The 18,930-nt window shown below is 65.6% G+C and carries 20 protein-coding genes and 2 tRNA genes; 8 read left to right on the top strand and 14 right to left on the bottom strand.

Going from position 1 to position 18,930, the window contains the following annotated elements:
* Window positions 1-5: 5 nt before the first annotated feature.
* Both KBY86_RS05040 and KBY86_RS05035 read right to left on the bottom strand, forming a co-directional pair.
* Entirely contained in the window at window positions 6-833 is an 828-nt protein-coding gene (locus KBY86_RS05040) for a fatty acid desaturase (protein WP_255140421.1), read from the bottom strand.
* Between the two features lie 477 nt (window positions 834-1,310).
* On the bottom strand, window positions 1,311-2,270 hold the full coding sequence (locus tag KBY86_RS05035; protein ID WP_094510192.1) for an orange carotenoid-binding protein: 960 nt from the start codon (window positions 2,268-2,270) through the stop codon (window positions 1,311-1,313).
* 248 nt (window positions 2,271-2,518) lie between these two features.
* On the opposite strand from KBY86_RS05035, the gene KBY86_RS05030 reads away from it, so the two are divergent.
* Window positions 2,519-2,743 carry a hypothetical protein gene (locus KBY86_RS05030; RefSeq protein WP_094510193.1) on the top strand — a complete coding sequence of 75 codons (225 nt, stop codon included), beginning with the start codon at window positions 2,519-2,521 and terminating at the stop codon, window positions 2,741-2,743.
* 49 nt (window positions 2,744-2,792) lie between these two features.
* On the opposite strand, the gene KBY86_RS05025 is transcribed toward KBY86_RS05030, so the two are convergent.
* The 3 genes from KBY86_RS05025 to KBY86_RS05015 form a co-directional block, all read right to left on the bottom strand.
* A tRNA-Ser gene (locus KBY86_RS05025) sits at window positions 2,793-2,877 on the bottom strand.
* Between the two features lie 89 nt (window positions 2,878-2,966).
* Complete coding sequence (locus KBY86_RS05020; RefSeq protein ID WP_255140420.1) at window positions 2,967-3,434, bottom strand: DUF1643 domain-containing protein; 468 nt, start codon at window positions 3,432-3,434, stop codon at window positions 2,967-2,969.
* 16 nt (window positions 3,435-3,450) lie between these two features.
* Window positions 3,451-4,104 (bottom strand): class I SAM-dependent methyltransferase, encoded by a 654-nt coding sequence (locus tag KBY86_RS05015; protein WP_255140553.1) that lies wholly within the window; start codon window positions 4,102-4,104, stop codon window positions 3,451-3,453.
* Between the two features lie 103 nt (window positions 4,105-4,207).
* On the opposite strand from KBY86_RS05015, the gene KBY86_RS05010 reads away from it, so the two are divergent.
* Together KBY86_RS05010 and KBY86_RS05005 are read left to right on the top strand one after the other, a co-directional pair.
* A complete protein-coding gene (locus tag KBY86_RS05010; protein WP_233132683.1) occupies window positions 4,208-4,618 on the top strand; it encodes a VOC family protein in 411 nt (136 codons plus the stop codon).
* Between the two features lie 266 nt (window positions 4,619-4,884).
* Window positions 4,885-5,607, top strand: a complete 723-nt coding sequence (locus tag KBY86_RS05005) for an STAS/SEC14 domain-containing protein (RefSeq protein ID WP_255140419.1) — start codon at window positions 4,885-4,887, stop codon at window positions 5,605-5,607.
* A 462-nt stretch (window positions 5,608-6,069) separates the two neighbouring features.
* Here the strand turns inward: KBY86_RS05005 and KBY86_RS05000 are convergent, their stop codons facing one another.
* The 6 genes from KBY86_RS05000 to KBY86_RS04975 all read right to left on the bottom strand — a co-directional run bounded on the left by KBY86_RS05000 (window position 6,070) and on the right by KBY86_RS04975 (window position 11,937).
* Window positions 6,070-6,549, bottom strand: a complete 480-nt coding sequence (locus KBY86_RS05000) for a hypothetical protein (RefSeq protein ID WP_255140418.1) — start codon at window positions 6,547-6,549, stop codon at window positions 6,070-6,072.
* A gap of 17 nt (window positions 6,550-6,566) precedes the next feature.
* Window positions 6,567-7,640, bottom strand: coding sequence for a glycosyltransferase family 2 protein (locus KBY86_RS04995; RefSeq protein ID WP_255140417.1), 1,074 nt, complete (start codon window positions 7,638-7,640; stop codon window positions 6,567-6,569).
* A gap of 85 nt (window positions 7,641-7,725) precedes the next feature.
* Window positions 7,726-8,463, bottom strand: a complete 738-nt coding sequence (locus KBY86_RS04990) for a peptidase (protein WP_233132686.1) — start codon at window positions 8,461-8,463, stop codon at window positions 7,726-7,728.
* Window positions 8,451-9,236: a transglutaminase family protein gene (locus KBY86_RS04985; RefSeq protein WP_255140416.1), complete on the bottom strand. Its 786-nt coding sequence runs from the start codon at window positions 9,234-9,236 to the stop codon at window positions 8,451-8,453. The genes KBY86_RS04990 and KBY86_RS04985 overlap by 13 nt, the downstream gene beginning before the upstream one ends.
* 111 nt (window positions 9,237-9,347) lie before the next feature.
* Complete coding sequence (locus tag KBY86_RS04980; protein WP_198948190.1) at window positions 9,348-10,130, bottom strand: N-formylglutamate amidohydrolase; 783 nt, start codon at window positions 10,128-10,130, stop codon at window positions 9,348-9,350.
* A 10-nt stretch (window positions 10,131-10,140) separates the two neighbouring features.
* The gene (locus KBY86_RS04975; RefSeq protein WP_255140414.1) at window positions 10,141-11,937 is read right to left on the bottom strand and encodes an alpha-amylase family glycosyl hydrolase; all 1,797 of its coding nucleotides are present in this window, start codon (window positions 11,935-11,937) and stop codon (window positions 10,141-10,143) included.
* Window positions 11,938-12,483: 546 nt separating this feature from the next.
* Between KBY86_RS04975 and KBY86_RS04970 the strand changes: the two genes are divergently transcribed.
* The 4 genes from KBY86_RS04970 to KBY86_RS04955 all read left to right on the top strand — a co-directional run bounded on the left by KBY86_RS04970 (window position 12,484) and on the right by KBY86_RS04955 (window position 14,994).
* Complete coding sequence (locus tag KBY86_RS04970) at window positions 12,484-13,461, top strand: cation diffusion facilitator family transporter (protein WP_255140413.1); 978 nt, start codon at window positions 12,484-12,486, stop codon at window positions 13,459-13,461.
* A 105-nt stretch (window positions 13,462-13,566) separates the two neighbouring features.
* On the top strand, window positions 13,567-13,770 hold the full coding sequence (locus tag KBY86_RS04965) for a Nif11-like leader peptide family natural product precursor (RefSeq protein WP_094510199.1): 204 nt from the start codon (window positions 13,567-13,569) through the stop codon (window positions 13,768-13,770).
* A 145-nt stretch (window positions 13,771-13,915) separates the two neighbouring features.
* On the top strand, window positions 13,916-14,548 hold the full coding sequence (locus KBY86_RS04960) for an alpha/beta fold hydrolase (RefSeq protein WP_255140411.1): 633 nt from the start codon (window positions 13,916-13,918) through the stop codon (window positions 14,546-14,548).
* A complete protein-coding gene (locus tag KBY86_RS04955) occupies window positions 14,545-14,994 on the top strand; it encodes a cupin domain-containing protein (RefSeq protein ID WP_255140410.1) in 450 nt (149 codons plus the stop codon). The genes KBY86_RS04960 and KBY86_RS04955 overlap by 4 nt, the downstream gene beginning before the upstream one ends.
* Before the next feature lie 552 nt (window positions 14,995-15,546).
* Here KBY86_RS04955 and KBY86_RS04950 read toward each other — a convergent pair.
* Window positions 15,547-15,618 (bottom strand) — tRNA-Thr (locus KBY86_RS04950).
* A 43-nt stretch (window positions 15,619-15,661) separates the two neighbouring features.
* Here KBY86_RS04950 and KBY86_RS04945 point away from each other — a divergent pair.
* Window positions 15,662-15,904, top strand: coding sequence for a DUF3493 domain-containing protein (locus KBY86_RS04945; protein WP_094510203.1), 243 nt, complete (start codon window positions 15,662-15,664; stop codon window positions 15,902-15,904).
* Here the strand turns inward: KBY86_RS04945 and KBY86_RS04940 are convergent.
* Complete coding sequence (locus tag KBY86_RS04940; RefSeq protein ID WP_255140409.1) at window positions 15,836-16,594, bottom strand: low-complexity tail membrane protein; 759 nt, start codon at window positions 16,592-16,594, stop codon at window positions 15,836-15,838. The genes KBY86_RS04945 and KBY86_RS04940 overlap by 69 nt on opposite strands.
* A gap of 2 nt (window positions 16,595-16,596) precedes the next feature.
* Window positions 16,597-18,930: translation initiation factor IF-2 (gene infB, locus KBY86_RS04935; RefSeq protein ID WP_255140408.1), on the bottom strand; the 2,334-nt coding region annotated here is incomplete at its 5' end.

Below are 18,930 nucleotides of genomic sequence, written 5' to 3'. Positions count from 1 at the left end.
TAAAATTACTCACCCTGTAGCCGTGGGTGACCGTTGTGCGACCAGTGTCTGCGATGCAGGCGAGGCAGCTCGTACCAGGCGGCCTCTGGATGTTGATGATGCTCCCAGTGAAAGCCGAAGTGATAACAACTCACCAGGGAGATCAATGCAGGCAGCGGCAGGCTTTCCACCCTGTGAGTGACACCATCACCCGCCTGGCCGTGGCGGTGAGGAAGATAGGTGCCGAACACAAACAACTGCACAGAACTGAGCACCAATGGCACGACCCAGAACACAACGATGTTGAGTTGAATTGCTGGAGCTGCTGATGGCATCACTGCTGCAGTACAGATCCAGGCAGCCGCCAGGCTGACAATCTGGGGCATTGAAAGGTATCCCCGCATGAAGTGCAGGTACCAACTGACAGGATGGGAACGGATACCGTCGTGGAAGTCAGGATCGCCTGGGCTCCCGGGAGCCTGGTGATGCTGGCGGTGCTTCCTGAGGCAGTCGCCGTAGGGAAGGCAGGCGTAGAGCGTCAGCGCCAAACGGCCCAGGCGGTGGTTCAAGCGTGGGCGCGCCGGTATCAGGCTGCCGTGCATGGCGTCGTGGGCGACGATGAACAGCCCGGTCTGCAGAAAGGTGCGCACCAGAATCTCGGTGCCCACCCCAGCCGCCGCGATCCAGGTGTGCGGCAGGCGCCAGTGGGCCAGCTCCTGCGCTGCCGTGGGGCGGCCCGTGGCCAGCAGCGCAGTGAGATCTACCTGCAGCAGCAGCAAGAGGCTGGCCAGCCAGGCGACCACGATCAGTGCCGCCAGGGCGAGCCCCACCCAGGACCGCTGCTCGGCGCCCATGGACGGCGGGACCGAAACCGAGGCATCGGTTCCCATGACGATCGGCCGAAACAAGCGCACTTGAGGATCCTCGCTGGTTGTTGTGAGGCCAGCGCGCCGTTGCGATGAGGCTTGATGGTGTGATGTGACAAGCCGTTGGCCTGTCCGTCGGTGCGGCTGCCGCTTTGGAGCAGCAGCTGCTCTCAGGTGCTTCCGGCTGGAAGCTGCAGCGCGTTAAATCACACCACATGCGGTTTAACCACCACCCCTCTGCTTGGAGGCAGTTCCATGGCGGCGGTGATGGCCACCTTGGAAAGGCACCGGCCTGAAAGCTTCAGCCCCCGTGGTGTAGCCAGGGGCATTTCAGAGAGCGCAGGCTTGGCAGCGTTGACCGAGGCTGTTTCTGGCCTGATCAAGGAACGGTACACCGATGAACAGCCTCCGGGCAGGGCCCAGGAGGCTGTTCGGTGGTATCAGGCGGAGTGCTCCGCGACGGGCTCAGCGGATGAAATTGAGCAGCTCTTTGGGGGAGGCCAGCAGATCGATCGCCACGAAGAAGATTTTCCCCTGAGGATCGATCAGGAAGCGCCAGGCCACGTTCATCCCCACGCCGGCGCCGAACCAGGGGGTCTGCACCCGACCCGTCACCTTGATCTGGGTGTAACCATCGGCAGCCGGCTCAGTGACGCCTTGCTCAGGCAGCAGCTTGAGGTTCTGGCAATCTTCCTTGAAGAAGCGCAGCACAGCTGCCTTGCCCACGATGGGCCTTTGGAAGGGGGGCTGAAGAGCACCGTCGGGAAGGAAGAGCTCAATCAACGCGTCGAAATCGTTGGCATTGAGCAGGTTCATGTAGGAGAGCACGGTGGTGTTGCTCACTCCCTTGATGCTCACTTCGCTGCGCTGGGCGGGCTCGGTGGGGGGCACCACCGGCTCGGCGATCCGCTCGGCATCTTCGATCTTGTTCGGGTCGAAGCCCATGTCGACCACGGCGTTGCGCAGCACGGTGATCTGCTGACCGCCTTCCAGACCCTTGATGGCATTGAGGATGGCGGCGGCGTTCGCCGACAGCTGATACCCCTGGGGAATCGGGGCCACGGTGCCCTGCTCCATCCATTCGCCGAGGCGATACCAGAAGCCGAGCTTGATGTTCGGCGACCAGATCGAATAGGTGCGGGAGATCGGAGTATCCACGCGGTTGGCCAGATCGCACATCACCTGCGACTGATCCTGGAAGCTGAGTTGACGGATCTGGTTGAGGGTGGGCTCGGCGAACTGCATCCGAGCGGCGCCGGGAGCCGCAATGGTGATTGTTTTTCCCATTTCCAGATAGGCGTACCAGATCAGAGCGAGCTGATCTTCAGCGCTCAGCTGGTTGAATCGCGCAATCGTGGCTGGCACGACATCCGCTGAAAGCGTTGTTGGAAAAATGCCGCGAGCGTCTTCAAGCGTGATGGCCATGGGAATCCTTCGCTGCAGGGATTGTGACTATCGTAACAGTCTTCCTCGCTCTCCCTTTTTCCTCCCAAACAGCTGCGGCGCAAGGGTTGTGAGCCGACGCCGCGCCTGAGGCCTGCTCCGTGCTGGCGACGCCTGTGGCCCCGCGCGCGACACGCCGCCTCGCACCCCCAGGCTCCACCGCTGGGCAGATCTCCGCTCGCGTTTGTGGGCTGGGCTCGTCCAGAGTTGGAGCAATCCGTGGTTCGGCGATGCTTCCCAACCCCTTCTGCCCGCTCAGGGGTGCTGCCGTGCTGAGCCTCAAGGCCACTGTGCTGCTGTTGCTCACCCTGTTGATCAAGGCGCGCATCCAGATCCGTTTCTTTTCTGCCCTCGGCGTGCTGTTGCTGCTTCTGCAAACGCTCGCCTTTCTGGCCGCCGGCGGGCTGCTCAGCCTGGCGGGGCTGGGCGTGATGGCCACGGGCCGGCGGCGCTGAACTGCGCACGACCGGGGGGAACGGGCGCCAGGCCAGGAGCTTTTGGAAACGGAGAGGGTGGGATTCGAACCCACGGAGGCTTTCGCCTCGCTGGTTTTCAAGACCAGAGCCATCAACCACTCGACCACCTCTCCAGGTGCCCCGCGGGGGTGGTCAGATTTTCTCATGCCCGCCCTGCCCCCGCCCCGCCGGCCGGTTGAGCCCACCACCTGCCTTGCACCACTCAACGGCCTGGCCAGGGCAGTGGCCGCAGCTGGGCGGGCAGATAGAGCGGATGCATGGGGCAGCCCTGGCGGCTGAGCCGGAGGCAGTGCAACGCCGGCAGCAGGCTTCGGACAGCCTGATCACGACTGGCAAAGCGGCCCTTCACGCCCCAGGCCGCCACCACCAGAGCGGAGCCTTCGGCTTGCTGCTGCAGCCAGCGGTCGTTGGCGGGACCCACCGGATCGGTGGCCGTCAGCATGCTGCGGGGATCGGTGGCGCGAAAGGCGAACAGGTTGCCAAGCCTTAGCCCCCCATAGCCCCAGCTGCGCGCGAAGGCCATACAGCGCCGCACCGTCGGGTCGTCGCTGTGACCATCGGCGCTGCTGGGGTTGAGGCCCACGATGAGCACCACCGGCGCGGCCGACCAGCGGCGCCCGAGCGCATACCGGTAGCTCCGGCACGGACTGAACACGGCCCAGCGCTGCATCACCGCCGGCCGCCCTTCAGAGGCTGGCCTTGCGGCCGATCACCGCAAAAAAGGGATCTCCCTTGCCGCCCAGCCAGCCCAGCGGCCCCTGGGCAGGGGTGTCTTCGGCGATCACCGCTTCCACCGTCCAGCCCTGGGCGGCCAGCACCCGGGCCACGATCTCCAGGTGGTCCCGGTCGCTGCCGTCGGTCCACACCTGGGGGGCCTTCTGGAAGAACATCCGGTTCGAGAAGGCCACGATTACCTGCCCGGCCGGACGCACCACCCGCAGCAACTCGGCGGCGATCGCTTCCGGCTGCTGCAGATATTGCCAACCGGCCACGATCAGCACCGCATCCACGCTGGCCTCGGCCAGGGGCAGCACCTGGTCGCGGTTGAGGTTCTGCACCCAGTGACGATCCAGCCGGGGATTCGCTTCCAGCTCCCGGGCATTGAGGCCATGGCCGATCACCTCGTCGTAGGTGAGGCCTTCGGGCAGGTGGCTCACCCAGCTGCTCATCAGATCCAGCACCACCGCGCAAGGGGGAATCCGCTCGCGGTAGAGCGCCGTGAGCCTGCTGCGGAAGCTGGCATCCAGATGCTGAACGAAACGGGGCTCCGCATAGAACAGGGCGTCGTCGGAGCCATCGAGCTTCGCCCGCTGGGCTGCGCTCAACACCTGCTGAACCATGGCGATGTCCGCCTGCTGTGAATGGCTGGCGCAGCCTGGCAGCGGCGCCTTCCTGCCGCGAGCGGCCACGCCATCCTGGCGGCGGTGTGTTGCTCACAATCCGGTGACTTCCAGTTCTCAAGCGGGCCCCATCGAGAGTTCGCTGGTGCTGGCGGCTGACGATCCCAAGCAGCTCGCCGGTTTCTATGGGCTGTTGCTCGACAGCACACCCCAGCCGGGGCTGAGCGCGCGGCACTGGCGCCTGCCGCTGCCCTCCGGCGGCCGGCTGGAGATCTACGCCCCGTCGTCACGGCGTCCCAGGCCGCGGCAGCACGGCCGGCTGGGGATCTGCGCGACACGGGCGGCCGGAGCACAGCCAGCCCTGCAGGTGCTGCACGACTGGCGGCTGCAGCTGCTGGCCCGGGGGGCTGCTGAACTGGAGCCGGTGCGGCTGGAGCCGTTCGGAGCGGAAGCCTGGATGGCCGATCCAGAGGGGAACCCGTTTCTGCTGCTGGTGCAAGGAGGCACAAGCTGATCTCGATCTTCAGCCTCTGAAGCAACAGAGAATCCGCACGTCCGTTCCTGCAACGTGCCCTGATTGGCCACGGCGCTGTTGTACCAAATGCGCTTCCCAAGCGCGTGCGCCATCACTCAGCAGCGCCATCCCCGCTTGAGCAGCGCCTTCCCTTGGTTGTTGCAACCTGCAGCGCTTTCGCTGCAGGCGTGTGTTGCCGCTCGGTGCGTGGGCCGTTTGCTGAGCGATGGCTACGGTTGCCATGGATCTTCCTGGCTGTAGGCCCCATGATTGAAACCATCGATGATCTGCCGGAAGGCACACTTGGTTTTCAGTTCAGAGGAAAGATCACGGCCGATGATTACAATCTTGTGCTCACTCCGGCGTTGGATCGAGCACTGGAGGAGCACGACCGCATCAAGGCACTGGCCTGCCTCGGAGACGATTTTCACGGCTTCAGCCTGGGGGCCGCCTGGGAAGACACCAAAGAGGGATTGCGGCACTGGGACGGCTTTGAGCGGCTGGCTGTGGTCACCGATGTGGCCTGGATGCGGCACGGCCTGCCGGCCATCGCCGTGGCCCTGCCCTACCCCGTGCGGGTGTTCGGCAATGCCGAGCCTGAGGAGGCGCGCCGCTGGCTGAGCGAGGCCCTCGGCCTGATTCAGGTGTCCCGTGACGCCGATGTGGTGACGGTGCGGTTGATCGGCTCGCTGGATGCCGGTGCCTACGCCCACGCTGAGGAGGAGATCGCGGCGGCTTTCGCCGGCCTCGACGGCGTGCGGCTGCTGCTCGAGTTGAGCGCCTTTGACGGCTGGGCTGGGCTGGCGGCGCTGAGCCGCCACCTGGGACTGATCCGCGACCATCACCGGGCGATCCGGCGTGTGGCCCTGGTGGGCAACAAGGTGTGGCAGAAGCTGGCCGAAAAGGCCACCTCCCGCTTCATCACCGCCGAAACCCGCTTCTTCGCTTCCACGGATGCCGCCTTGGCGGAGGTGTGGATCCGGCAGTGACCGGCGCAAGCATGAACAGATGTACAGAGCGATGGACGGTTTCGGCCCACCGTTCCATGATTCATTTGTTGGGATTCGGAGGCACCATTTGGCAGATACTCCCCCTGAACATCGATCAGGAGTGCGCTGACGTTTCGGACCCTGCTCCAACAGTCTCGCAGGACATCGTGGCTTTATGGTTGCTCTTTGCAGCCACCCAATGCATCGTTTCAGGTGCCCATGGGTATGGATGAAGCCATTCCGTTGATCACCATGGCCCCAGGTGCCAGCGGCAGCAACTCCGTCCCACAACTTCATCTTTTGCGAATCGATTGATTCGCCCTTGGTTCATCTCACTCACCCGTGTTGAGATCACGCCTGTCCTTGACCCTGGCCTGATCGTCACACCCCAGAGGAGCGAAGCCCGGTGGCAAGGCCACCGGGCTTTCTCATGGCTGTGCACCACCCCAGGCGATTTCCACCTCAGGCTTCCTCGCCGTTGCCCCTGCAGCCGTCCGCTGTGTGCTGCTGCCGCAGGGACCGCAGCACCGGCTCCAGCCTCAGGCGGTTGTAGCGCTGCAGCCACAGGCAGGGCAGGTTGAACAGGGTGGCGAAGCCGAGGCTGATCCACGCACCCAGCGGCGGCAACCACAGGGCCGTGAGCAGCCAGAAAGGCCAGAGCGCCAGGTGCACCAGCTCGGCGCGCCGGGTTTCCGCCACCAGCCGTTGCAGGGTGGCGGCATCCCGCCGTACCAGGGTGTTTTTGCGCACTCCACCCGGCAAGGCGTCGCCGGCATCGGGCAGCAGGGATTTCCAGCGCCGGATTCCCAGCCGGCGCTCGTAGCCCTGGGTCGTTTCCGGCCAGGGTCGCCGCGCGGTCAGCCAGGTGTCCCGCTCAAGGGCCGCCAGCGGCAGCCGCTGAGCGAGCCAGCCGATCAGCAGCGACCACAGCAACCAGCCCAACGCACAGGCGAGGGCCGCTAGCGCGTTGGAAAACGCCTGCCTTTCCATTCGATCGTGCCGCGCTCAAGATTCAGGATGGCCAGGAGGAACACCGCCAGGAAGAACAGCACCGGCAGCGGAAAGATCAGGCAGATCCAGCCGAAATCACCCACCCGCCGGGTGATCACCAGCAGCTGCAGGGCGAACGCCAGGTAGAGCACCAGGTTGGGTGCCAGGGAGGCATCCCCCACCATCGGCCAGCCCAGCAAGGCCGCCGGCAGGCACCAGGCCGCCCAGAACAGACCGGACAGCCACAGCAACACCGCCAGCATCCACAGCCAGCGCACCTCACCGGCGGCGGTGGCGAAGTTCTTGGCGAAGCCCACCACCATGTCGTGGAGGCCGCCGGGGTACATGCGGTATTCGATCAGCCCATCGCCGATGTAGGCGCTCACCGGCAGCCCGGCCTTTTCGTAGAGATGGCCCATGAACCAGTCTTCGACCACCTTGCCTGCCACCGCCTCATGGCCGCCGACCCGGTCGTAGTCGGCGCGGCTGGTGGCCATCGCCGGACCGAACGCCACCCCGCACCCTGGCCCCATCGGCACCGCCATCAACCCCACCAGGTTGAACAGCATCGACAGCTGTTCGTAGGGCTTTTCGGTGCGGTGGAACGGTTGCACCGACACCAGCCCGCCCAGAGCCAGACGGGTGGCCAGGAGCCGCTCCAGGAACTCGGGCCGCGGCTCGGTGTCGGCGTCGAGGAACACCAGGATCTCGCCCGTGCTGGCGCGCACGCCATGGTGCAGGGCCCAGGTCTTGCCGCACCAGCCCTCGGCCAGCGGCGGCGGTTGCATCACCTTCACACCGGCGGACCGGGCGATGGCTGCCGTGCGATCGCTGGAGTGATCGTCGACCACAATCACCTCCAACCCCTTGAGGCTCTGAGCCTGCAGGGCTGGCAGCAGGTTGGGCAGGGTTCGCTCCTCGTCGCGGGCGGGGATCAGCACGGAAATCGTCTGCTCGCCCTGCAGCCGGCGCTCGGGAAGCCGCGTGAGCCGCTGGCAGAGGGCCCAGCCCAGCAACCAGCGCACCACAAGAGAAATCGCCACCAGGTCCAACGGTCGGCTCCGGCGGTATCTCTCCAGGCTAGGTAGGCCGCCCCATGGTGAGAACAGCGTGGCAGGGTTGACCTGCTTACCAGGCGAGTTCTGGCAGCTCCCGGAACACTTTGCGCACGCCCGCACTCCACTCGCCGCTCAGCTGCTTGAAGTAGCTATCTCCTTCCGCGAAGCGGCGGCGCTGCTGGATCGCCAGGCTGTCCCGCTCGTAGAGCAGCAGGTCGATCGGCATCCCTACCGACAGATTGCTGCGCATGGTGGAGTCGAACGACACCAGCACGCATTTGGCCGCTTCCGCCAGGGTGGTGTCGCGGTCGATCACCCGGTCGATGATCGGTTTGCCGTACTTCGCCTCGCCGGTCTGCAGGAACGGGGTGCCTTCGCTGGCCTCGATGAAGTTGCCTTCGGCGTACATGCGGAACAGGCGTGGGGCTTCCCCCTTGATCTGCCCGCCCACCAGGAAGGAGGCATTGAAGCCGCCGGCCGCCCCCTTGAGGTAAGGGCCATCGCGCTCTTCGATCGCCCGCACCGCATCGGAAACGAGGCCCATGACATCGAACATGGTGCGGGCCGTCCACACGTTGGGCGTGCCGTCGTCGGCGTCAGCGCGCTGACGCAGCAGGCTGATCACCGCCTGGGTGCCGGCCAGGCTGCCGGAGCTGAGCAGCACCAGCACCCGATCGCCGCGCCGCTCGAACACCGTCATCTTGCAGAAGCTGGCGAAATCATCCAGGCCTGCATTGGTGCGTGAATCGGAGGCGAACACCATGCCGCTCTCCAACAGCACCGCCACGCAGTAAGTCATGCCGCCCATACCTCGAACGACTCCAGCACCGACGGCCCGAAGCTGGTGGTGAGGGCCACATCCGCCGCATCCCGGCCCCGGGCGATCAGGATCCGCCCGATCCGCGGGGTGTTGTTGCGTGGGTCAAACACGTGCCAGCCCTGGCCGAGATACGCCTCGAACCAGGCCGAGAAATCCATGGCGGTATGGGGCGGTGGCACCTCGATGTCACTCAGGTAACCGGTGCAGTATCGCGCCGGGATGTTCATGGAGCGGCAGAGGGCAATGGCCAGATGGGCGAAATCACGGCAGACCCCCACGCGGCTTTCGAAGGTCTGCAGGGCCGATTTTGTCGGGCTCGAGCGGTTGTAATCGAAGCGCACGTGCTGATGCACGAAATCGCAGATCGCCTGCACCCGCCCCCAGCCTTCGGGCGCCTGGCCGAACTGGGACCAGGCGAAGTCCGTGAGTAGGTCGCTCTCGCAGAAGCGGCTGGCCAGCAGGAACAGCAAGGCGTGATCCGGCAGTAGCTCCACCGGCTGCTGCTCCAGCCAGGGCAGCACCGAATCCGGCAGGCCACTGTCGGCCACCAGGCCACGGCCCCGCAGGCGCATCGGCCCGGCGGGGGCCAGCAGCCGGTTGCAGTGGTTCCCGTAGGTGTCCACGTACGACTGGCAGGGCACCTGCGGCGATAACTGCAGCGGGTCCGCTTCCAGCAGATCGCCGGCGCGGGAGTCATGCACCCCCAGGATCACGATCATCGGCGTGGGCCGCTGGCAGCGCAGCAGCAGATCAAACCCCACGCGAATCTGCAGCGGCTGAGTCGGTGGCGTCGGTTCCGCTGGGATTGGTTCCGCTGGCGGCGGGGTGGGGCGTTCAGGTCTTTCCATGTCCCAGCTTAAGAACGTCTGCTCTCAGGGAAGCGGCGGGAATCCCTCTGTCAGCGCATCCAGCAGCACGGCGGCGAGCCGCTCCACCCACTCGCGCTGCCCGGCGTCGCTGGCCAGCAGGTCCTGGCGGATTTCCAGTTCCACATGCGGAATCCGGCGCTGCTCGCCATGCACGACCACTGTGTAATCGCTGGCGTCGCAGACCGCGTAGGGCTCGTTGTTGCCCACGCACAGCCCCTGCTCCCGCTCCAGCCGCTCGCGTACCCGTCCGGCCAGGCGGCCATCGCGGCCGTGCAGCACGCCCACATGCCAGGGACGCACGTCGCCGGCATGCACTGGCGTGAAGCTATGCAGCGCCACCAGCACGCTGGGCCGGGCCCGTTGCTGGCGGGCCTCCAGCTCGGCGCCGATGCGCCGGTGGTAGGGCTGGAAGAGCTCCTCCAGCCGCTGCTGCCGCTCGTCTGCGGAGAGGTCGGCGTTGGCGGGGATGGGGGTGTGCTCGCTGAGGCACACGATCGAATCGGGCGCCTCCGGAGGGCGGTTGGCGTCGATCACCAGCCGTGAGTAGTTGTGCAGGATCAGAAAGGCGTCGAGCCGCGCCGACAGCCCCAGCCCCAGCTGGGCCACCCCCAGATCCCAGGCCACGTGCGTGTCAAGCACCGTGTCGCTGAGGTTGAGGCGGTTCAGACGACGCGGAATGGCACGGCCGGCATGGTCGGCCGTGAGCAGCACCGCCGAGCGGCCGGTGGGGCGCACGACGCGGAACACCGGCGGATCCGCCGCCTCCAGCAGAGGGTTCAGTGGCAAGGCCTGGCCGTCAATGGGGTGCCCCAGACGGGCCTGTCCGCCCCGTGGCCGTCGCCTGGGAATAGATCAGCACGCTGTAAGGCGCCAGTGCCACGGCGGCTGACCAGGGAAGCCCGTCTCTGCTCTGAGCCACTGCTTCAACGTCACCGCAGAGGTGATCATCGAACAGATCGCTGTAGCCCTGCCAGTTGCTGTTGAAGCGCAGCTCCCAGGTGCCTGCTCCAGGGAAGCCCACGGTGTAGTTGTCCTGGAAGCCGTTGAGGAGGTTGGCGATCACCACCACATCATCTCCCGCACCACCTTGATCCCAGCGGTGAAACGCGATCACGTTGCGCTCCTCATTCAGGTGAAACACCTGGGTGAACTGCCCACACAGCCCACGTGACACACCCTCACGGTTGAGACGAAGGCGGATCAGATCCCGGTACATCCGCACAATCCCCCGGAACTCATCCCGTTGGTCCCAGTCGATGGGCACCGAATCACGAAACCAGCCCCCCTCCAGAAACTCCTGCCCCTGAAAGAGCATGGGAATGCCCGGCGAGGTCAGCACCAGGGCTGCTGCCATGGTGGAGCGCTTCTGGGCAAACCAACCCGTGGGATCGTCGGGGTTGACATCCTGCGGTACACGTGACTGCCCGTTGGCCACATCATCGTGGGATTCGCTGTAGATCACGCGCTCAAAGGCGTCGTCGTTGTAGCGGTAAAGGATGGCCTCTCGAATGCTGTGCAAGGAACGGCTTTCATCCTGCGTTGTGATCATCGCCTGGCGAATCGCTCGCACGAAATGCGGATCCCACTGCGAACCGAAGCCAGCGCCTCCAGCGCCTACATCCTTGGTGATCCAGGCGTTGCTTTCCAGATCTTCGCCGATGGTCAGGAATCCGGGTTGAAGCTGAGCGGTGGTTTCATTGATGGCCTGCAACAGGCTCCAACCGTCCGGAAGATCTTCGGTGCCCGCATCATCGATGCTTCGGATGAACAGCGTGCTGTCGAGGCGCAGGCCATCGAGGTGGTACTCCGTGATCCACATGCGCACGTTGTCGAGGATGTATTGACGCACTTCCCCGCGGCCGTAATCGGGACGGGTTGCCCCCCAGGGCGTGAGCGCGCGGTGGTCGTTGTAGAAGTAGATGCCTCCTTGATCGTTTTCGCACCAGCCATCAAATCGCCAGAGATCCAGGTCGCTGGGGCCGAAATGGTTGTAAACAACATCAAGGATCACTGCGATGCCAGCCGCATGGGATTCCTTGATGAACTGCTTGAAGCCCAGGGATCCGCCGTAATCCGAATCCACTGCAAAGATGTTGGATGGGTTGTAGCCCCAGGAGCGCATCCCTGCGAACTGGCTCACTGGCATGATCTGAATTGCATTGATGCCAAGTCGCTTCAGGTGCTCCAGCCGAGCTGTGATCGACATGAATTTGCCTGGGCCGCTCGATTCGTCATTGAAGGTGCCAACATGCAGCTCGTAGATGACGAGCTCGTTCCAGCCGCGCATGGAGAAGCTGTCTTCTCCCCAGTGGAAGCTGGGATCATGAATCACCCCATTCCCTGCGGAGTTGGTCACCTCATGGGCATAGGGATCGATGCGGTAAACTGTGTCTTTGCCGGTATCAATGGCGTATTTGTATTGATCAGCAATCCCTGCATTCGCCACCTTGGCGTACCAATAGCCTCCCTCCTCCGCTTGCATTGGAGTCACGCGGCTGTCCCAATCGTTGAAGGTGCCGATCACGGCCACCCCCCTGGCATTGGGCGCCCATACGCGGAACGCCACGCCATCCGCGCAAAGAATGGTTCCCATGCCTGTGACGGCTTGCTGCTGCCCCATGACTGGCTCCCGATGTTTCCACTCTTTCACAAGGAAGAGGCTTCAGATCGCTTGCTTGAGCGTTCGAATTGGAACGACAGAATGACTGGTAAGTGAGCTTTTCAGGCGCTGCAATCACGTGCAGTCCGATGCGATGTGCAGCGGATTTACCTCGCTTCAACATGTGGAAAGTGGCATGGCTCTGTCAGCAGCAGTCAGCACAAGGAAGGATCAGGAGCAACCATCCGCGGGTCTCACCCGGATCCTGCATCGGCAGGAAATCCAGAGCAAGCCTCCGCAGGGAGCACGGAGCAAGGATCAGCAGACATCGCCCGTAGCAGGACCCGTCAGCATCGTCCGCAAAAATGATCCACCGGCATCATTGCCTTCACGCATCAGAAGCCGTATCCCTGTACGCCTCTGAGCATTCACACCGGGAAAGGCTCTGCAGATCCCCATCAGATGCCCCCTTCAGCAAGCCTCCGCCCGTGATGGGCGCCTGGGCGCCGCTTAGCTTTCCTACGACCGCAGGGGCCACCGGTGAACGCGAATCGTTCCTCACCCTGCGGCGCTCCGAGCAACCACGACCGCCACCCCAACCCCAACCAATCTCACGGCCGTTCCCACGGCCACCAGCACGGCCACCAGCACGGCGGCAGCCCTGCCGGCGCCTTCAAGTGGAGCGTGCTGCTCAACACCGTGCTGACCAGCCTGCAATTGGTGATCGGCCTGAGCTTCGGCTCCCTGGCCCTGGTCGGTGACGCCCTGCACAACCTCGGAGATGTGGTGGGTCTGGCGCTCGGCTGGGGGGCGGAGCGGCTGAGCCAGCGGCCGGCGAGCGGACGCTTCACCTTCGGCTATGGCCGCACCACCCATATGGCCTCGCTGGCGAACGGGCTGTTGATCCTGGTGGCCGGTGGCGTGGTGGTGGTGGAAGCCATCGAGCGGCTGTCTGCGCCCGTGGCGCTGCATCCTGCGCCAGTGGCCTGGGCGGCGGCGGCCGGTGTGGTCATCAACCTGCTCTCGGCGCGCCTGTTCGGCCAGCACCATCACCACGACCTCAACCAGCGCGCAGCTGTGCTGCATCTGCTCACCGATGCGGCCGTGTCCGTTGCCGTGCTGGTCAGCACCCTGCTGGTCGGTCTCACCCAGTGGGCCTGGCTGGATCCCCTGACCGCCATCGGGGTCGGCATCGTGGTGATGATCAGCGCCCTTTCTCTGTTGCGTGAGGCGATTGCCGTGAGCCTCGATGCCGCGCCGCGGGGCACCGACCTGGCGGCGATCCGCGCGGCGCTGCTGGAGTTGCCGGATGTGGTCGATGTACGCGATCTGCACGTCTGGGGGGTCAGCACCTCCCGGCTGGCACTCACAGCCCATCTGGTGCGCCACGACCATGCATCCACCGACGATGGCCGCGCTCTGTTGACAGAAGCCCGCCAGCGGTTACAGGCGTTGGGAATCCGGCAGAGCACGCTGCAGCTGGAAGTCAGCCACGACGACTGCGCCGCTTCCCCTTGAGCGCCGTTCGTGCAGCCGGTGCTGGCTTGACGACGTCGGACTGTTGCGCGGCCACTTGCCGCCACCGCTGCTTGCGGCAACGCTGAAGCAAATGCAGCGGGCGCCATGAGCTGGAGCGAACTGGAGCGATTGGTGGCCGAAGCGGAGCAGGATCCGGCGCTGCGATCACCGCTGCGTCACTGCCGCTCCCTGAAGGAATTCCTGCTGGTGGCGCGCAAGCTTGGCTACGCCGTCACCCGCCACGATCTGCGCCTTGCCCGCGAGGAGCATCGCCGGCAGCCTGCCGGCCCGGCAGCCCTCAAGGCCTGAGTAGTTCCAGTCCAGAACAGTTCCAGCCCAGAACAGACCCACCGGCCTCGGCGTTGAGCGCGGTTTTGGCGGCGGATTCGCTCCCTCCGCGCGTGGGCACCCATGAGAACGTCCGGCAGGATCGAGCGTGGTGGGGAGAAGCCGCATGGAACGCATTCCGGCAGCAGCGCCCGAGCGGCTGCTGTTTCTCCCCGGAGCCTCCGGCAACATCTGCTTCTGGCATCCCGTCGCTGATCGGTTGAGCGCGGCTGGCCTGCCGCACCGCCACCTGGGCTGGCCAGGCTTCGGTGGCACGCCCCGCGACCCCGCCATCAACGGCTGGTCGGATCTGCTGCAACAGGTGCTGGCCCAGCTGGATGGTCCCTGCGCGCTGATCGCCCAATCCATGGGCGGGGTGCTGGCCGTTCAGGCCGCCTTGCAGCGGCCTCGCCAAGTGACCCATCTGGTGCTCGCTGCCACCTCCGGCGGCCTGCCGATGGCCCGCCATGGCGCACTCGATTGGCGTCCGGGCTTCCGCGCCAGCCACCCCGACCTGCCAGCCTGGTTCACCGAGGCTGCGTTTGACCTCACTGGCCAGCTGTCCCAGCTGCGCCTGCCCGTGCTGCTGCTCTGGGGCGATGCCGATCCGATCAGTCCCGTGGGTGTGGGCGAGGCGCTGGCGCAGGCGATCCCCCGCAGCCGCTTGCACGTGATCCCCGGGGGAGATCACGATCTGGCGATGACCCACGCCGCCGTGGTGGCTCCGTTGATCACCGCCCATCTGCAGCTCCAGCCATGAGCAAATCCACCATCACCTACTGGAATCCCTTGTTGCCGGCGGAGCAGCACCGCTGGCGCTGGATCGAAGGACTGGAAGGCCAGGTGCAGGAGCTGATCCTCAGCCACGACCCCAGCAGCGGCGAGATCACCCGCCTCACCCGCTTTCTGCCGGGAGCCGACACCACCCCCTTCGGCGCCAAGGCCCACACGTTTCCCGAGGAGATCTTCATCGTGAGTGGCCGCCTTCACGACGCCGCCTTCGGGATCTGGCTGGAGGCGGGCCATTACGCCAGCCGTCCTCCGGGGGAACTGCACGGCCCCTTCCGCAGTGACGAGGGGTGCGTGGTGCTGGATGTGTCCTTTCCGCAGCGCAATGAGGAAGCGCACCATCTTCCTTGTTCAGGGTCTGTGGATTCGCCGCGTCCATCGGCTTCGGACCGGAACCTTCCCACAGCCGCACCGTGATCCATTCGATCGGATGCTGGTGGCCCAGGCAGAGACTGAGCGGCTGATGCTGCTCATGGCCAATCCCGCCCCTGGCGGACGTTCCCTACCCATCCCGACCTGACGGCCTTCCCTTCCCTCCGGCGACGCCGCACCGCGCGATCACCCCCTTACACATCTGCGCTACGAGCACTCCTTCGCGGCTGCCGAGACTTATCCCCTCGTCCCTGACACGAACACTCTGGCGTTCGCGACGCGACACCAACGACTGAACGTCAAGAACAAAGCCAACAGGCAGAGCCAATGGAGGTGGAGGTGGGGAAGCCCGATTGATCGACGCCGCCGAACGTCATCCTGCCAATCGTGGTGACACCAATCCTGGCGGCGGAAATCGTGATCCTGACTGATCGTCCCACTGGCGCCCTGGATGACGCCCATCGTGACGCTGACTGATCGTCACCCTGGCTGATCGTCACCCTGACGAATTACTGCTCAGATCAATGGTGAGCCTGAACATTCGTCAGAGATAAAGAGGTGCCGCCAAAATTGCGGCGAGTGGAATGATCAAGAGAAAGCCGGTGATCGGACTTGAACCGACGACCTACTGATTACGAATCAGTTGCTCTACCACTGAGCTACACCGGCAATCCATGGAAACTAGCATCGAGCCCTACCCCAGCGCCTGCCGATGCCACCCACCCCGCCCAGGCCGCTCGATCCCGAACTGCGGGCCCGGTTGCTGGAGGAAGCACGCACGCCCTGGCGCGGGCTGCGCCGAGGCCTGTGGTTTGCCTTCAGCGCATCTGCGGCGATCGGCCTAGCCACCATGGCGATGCGGGTCTCGGCGGGGGGAGAGCTGGCCTCAGGAGACCTGATCATCCAGAGCGGAGCCCTGCTCCTCTTCGGCGTTCTGCTCTGGCGCGATCGCTGAGTCCACCTCGCTGGCCGTGATGGAAGTGGTGGTGGGTGAGGAGCTGGAGCTGGTGGCTGGAGCAGGAATCGCTAGGGGCTGGGCGGGCAGCAGCTCGGCCAGCAGCAGGGGCTCGGGCAGCAGCAGCGGCAGACCCAGGCAGAGGCGCTCCCTGGCGGTGGCCTCCAGGCTGAGGCCACCTGGCGCCGCGCCTGCAACCACCGCTTTTGGCCGGCTCAGCAGCCAGGCGGATTGGCACAGCTGCTGCCACTGCCACAGGCAGACGGCCAGTAGGGGGATCGTGAGCAGCAGCGTCACCAGCCTGGAGCTGCCCGCCAGTGGTGACACGGCCATGGCCAGCCCGGCACGATCGTCCATCAGCCAGACCAGTGCCAGCAGCAACGCCGTGCCGGCCGCCCCCACCAACTTCACCGCCAGGGGTGCCTGCAAGGCACTCAGGCGCCGCTGCAACTCCCGCCGCCCTTGCAGGGGGATCTGCACCACCAGCAGCGACCACACATCGGGTGGCTGGCGCCAGAACAGCACCGCCGGAAGCAACGCTCCCAGCGACCAGCACAGCACCCTCTCCAGGCCGGGCAGCGGGCCTGGGTCAGCCCCGGCGAGCAACAGGAAGGCCAGCAGCAATTCGGCGGGAAGTGCTGCCAGGCCGAGCAGTTGAATCCACAGCAGAGGCTCGCTGCGGGGGTTCATGGTCAGTTGGTGCTGAGGGTGCGGCGCTGGGTGACGAGCTTGTAAGCCTCCACCCGGTCGCCGTCCTGCCAGTTGGCGAATCGATCACAGCCGATGCCGCACTCGAAGCCGGTGGCCACGTCCTTGACGTCGTCCTTGTTGCGACGCAGGGAGTCGAGGTCGCCCTCGAACACGATCTGCTTGCCGCGGTGGACGCGCACCTTGCAGTTGCGTTGCAGCTTGCCGTTGGTGACATAGCAACCCGCGACGGCGCTCTTGCCGATGCTGAACACCGCGCGCACCTCCGCTTCGCCGAGTGTTTCCTCCACCATCTCCGGCTCCAGCAGACCTTCCATGGCCAGCTGGATGTCCTCGAGCAGCTTGTAGATCACGTCGTAGTCGCGCACATCGACGCCGGTGGCATCGGCGGCGCGCTTGGCGCCTGGTGCCATCGAGGTGTTGAAGCCCACGATCACCGCACCGGAGGCTGCAGCGAGGTCCACGTCGGTTTCGGTGATCTCGCCCGGTGCCGAGAGCAGCACCCGCACCTGTACCTCGCCCTGGGGCAGCTGTTCGAGCGATCCGAGAATCGCCTCCACACTGCCCTGGACATCGGCCTTGAGGATCAAGTTGAGCTCCTTGAGGTCGCCCTCGCTCGCCTGACCCGACATGGAGGCCAGCGACACCCGCCGTGAGGCCATCTGCTGGGCCAGGCGGGTGGCACGGGCTTCGGTGGCCCGTTCCCCCACCACCGAGCGGGCTGTCTTCTCATCGGGGTAGACCTCGAACTCGTCACCGGCGGTGGGCACTTCGCTGAAGCCGAGGGCTTCAACGGCCGAGGACGGACCCGCCGTCTTCACCCGCTTGCCGGTGTCGTCGACCATGGCGCGCACCTTGCCGAGCACAGGGCCGGCGGCCACCACGTCGCCGGCGCGGAGGGTGCCGTTCTGGATCAGCAGGGTGGCCACCGGGCCCTTGGCCTTGTCGAGGTGGGCTTCAATCACGGTGCCCTTGGCCATCCGGTCAGGGTTGGCCTGGAGGTCTTCCACCTCCGACACCAGCAGGATCATCTCCAGCAGCTTGTCGATGTTCTCCCGCTTGATGGCGCTCACCGGCACCATCACCGTGTCGCCGCCCCAGTCTTCGGCCACCAGTTGCTGGGCAGATAGCTCCTGCTTGACGCGGTCGGGCTGGGCGCCTTCCTTGTCGATCTTGTTGATCGCCACCACGATCGGCACCTCGGCGGCGCGGGCGTGGCTGATCGCCTCGAGGGTCTGGGGGCGCACGCCGTCATCGGCAGCCACCACCAGCACGGCCACGTCGGTGACCTTGGTGCCGCGGGCACGCATGGCGGTGAACGCCTCGTGGCCCGGGGTATCGAGGAAGGTGATGCGGCGCTCTTCGCCGGCGTGGGGAATCGTGACCTGATAGGCCCCGATGTGCTGGGTGATCCCACCGGCTTCGCCGGCGGCCACGCGGGTCTTGCGGATGGCGTCGAGCAGGCTGGTTTTGCCGTGGTCGACGTGGCCCATCACGGTGACCACGGGTGGCCGGCGGATCAGATGCTGGAGATCGCTCTCCTCGATCATGTCCACCGTCTTCTTGGCGGCTTCCTGGACGTCGTCTTCGAGCACGGGAACGCCGAACTCCTCAGACACGGTTTCGATCGTGGAGAGATCGAGGGTCTGGGTGACCGTGGCGATGATGCCCTTGAAGAAGAGCGACTTGATGATCTCGGAGCTCTCCACGCCCAGGCGATCGGCGAGCTCCTGCACCGTGAGGTTGCCCTCCGGCACGATCAGCATTTCTGGCCGTGTGGCCTTGGCCTCGCGGGCGGCGCGCAGTTCCATGGCCCGGCGCCGCTGGCGCTGGCGGGTGGTTTCCTTCTTGCGCTTGCGCATCGCCACCACCGGCTTGGCCGCCGGGGCGCTCTGGCGCGTGCGTGGTTTGGCAGGGCGGGCCAGGCTGGCCTGAAGCACCTGGGCCTCATGCTCGCCGGCGAAACCGCCGGTTTCCGCCGTGAGCGCATCATCGTTTTCGCCGATGATGTGCACCTTCTGGCGCAGCTTCTGCGGCGATTTGCTGCGCAGTGCTTCGAGCTTGGCGCTGTCGTCCCATTCCGGGCGACGGGCCTTCCCGGCCGGCTGGGGTGTGCGGAAGCCCGGGCGCCGCGGCGCGGCCGGTGGGGTGGCCGTGGGCCGTGGGCCGGCATCGGCAGGGCTGGCGATCTCGCCGCGTTCAGGCCGGCGCGGGGGCGGGGCAGTGGGGCGGGTGCCGGGTTTCTGCAGCTGCATGAGCTCGCCGGGCGCCACCGGCTTGCGCATGCCCTGAGGCATGCCGCCGGCCCGGATCGGCGG

The sequence above is a fragment of the Synechococcus sp. Lug-A genome (assembly GCF_024345655.1).
GTDB lineage: Bacteria > Cyanobacteriota > Cyanobacteriia > PCC-6307 > Cyanobiaceae > MW101C3.
Note: the sequence above shows the minus strand (reverse complement) of the source record. Positions and strands in the feature narration are given on the sequence as shown.